Origin of the sequence: Pseudomonas sp. B14(2017) (assembly GCF_002113255.1) — a bacterium.
In the GTDB taxonomy this organism is placed as follows: Bacteria; Pseudomonadota; Gammaproteobacteria; order Pseudomonadales; family Pseudomonadaceae; genus Aquipseudomonas; species Aquipseudomonas putida_Z.
The window spans coordinates 1-1,250 of record NZ_NEJY01000053.1; the positions used below are offsets into that span (position 1 = coordinate 1).

A 1,250-nucleotide genomic window follows, 5' to 3' on the forward strand; every position below is an offset into this window, starting at 1 on the left:
TGAACTGGCCTAATGATTTTGGACACCTTCTTCGGGCGCTATGATGGCGCCCAATTGGAGGCAAAATCAGTGCGAAAATCTTATTCGAAAGAACACAAAATCCAAGCAGCTGAAATGGTGCTGGACGGTGGCCAGTCAGTTCCTGAGGTATGTGAAATCCTCGGGATTGGCCGCACAGCTCTCCGCCGGTGGGTTGACCAGGTACGGCAGGAGAGAGAGGGGAAAGTTCCGGCTGGTGCAAAGGCTATTACCCCGGAGCAGCGACGAATCGAGGAGCTGGAAAGCCTGGTTCGTCAAAAGGATCGGGATATCGAAATCCTAAAAAAGGCCAGTGCTCTCCTGCTTCGGGACTCCAAAGATCGTTCTCGCTGATCAACGAGCTGAGTGAGCATTACGGTGTTGTCGACTGCTGTCGCGTGCTTGGGGTCAAGCGCAGCAGTTTCTATGCATGGCGCAAACGCCAAGGGCGTGAAAATCCTGACAGGGATGCTCTACGCTCGCGTGTAATCAACCTTTTCAATGCGTCACGAGGCTCCGCAGGATCACGCACTCTGATGCAGGAGCTACGACGTGAAGGCCATGAAGTCGGGCGTTACAAAGTGCGCACGCTTATGCGTGAGGCTGGCTTGAAATGCCGGCAGCGCAGGCCGCACCGGTATCGCTCGTCAGGTACAGAAGCACTGATTGCGGAAAACCAACTGAAGCGAAATTTCAAAGTTTCGACTATCAACGAGGTTTGGTGTGGCGATGTGACTTACATCCAGGTTGGCAGGCGCTGGCTGTACTTGGCCGCAGTAATCGACTTGTACGCGCGCCGAGTTGTGGGCTGGGCGTTTTCAATGACTGCCGATGCCAGGTTGGCCTGTGACGCGCTGCGTATGGCGTCTGAGTCCAGGGGCAAGCCTGCGGACGTGATGTTTCATTCAGATCAAGGCTGCCAGTACACCAGCCATAAATTCAGGGCTGTGCTTGAAGAATACCGCTTGAAACAAAGCATGAGCCACCGCGGCCAATGCTGGGACAACGCCGCCATGGAGCGATTTTTTGGGGCGTTGAAATCAGAGTGGATGCCGGCAGGAGGGTATGAATCCGAAGCTGAGGCTAAGGCCGACATCATGGCTTATCTGGTGCGCTACAACCTCAAACGTCTCCACAGCTACAACGGATACGAGACCCCGGTAGCCATGGAGGAAAAACTGAGGGCAGCGGCATAAACCTTAACCGGTGTCCAAAATTACTTGACCAGATCA

2 protein-coding genes are annotated in these 1,250 nt (G+C 54.3%); both read left to right on the forward strand.

Going from position 1 to position 1,250, the window contains the following annotated elements; all coding sequences use genetic code 11:
* Nucleotides 1-18 precede the first annotated feature (18 nt).
* Complete coding sequence (locus tag CAG34_RS29305; RefSeq protein ID WP_256573585.1) at nucleotides 19-372, forward strand: transposase; 354 nt, start codon at nucleotides 19-21, stop codon at nucleotides 370-372.
* 8 nt (nucleotides 373-380) lie between these two features.
* Nucleotides 381-1,214, forward strand: coding sequence for an IS3 family transposase (locus CAG34_RS27280; RefSeq protein ID WP_256573586.1), 834 nt, complete (start codon nucleotides 381-383; stop codon nucleotides 1,212-1,214).
* Nucleotides 1,215-1,250: the final 36 nt, after the last annotated feature.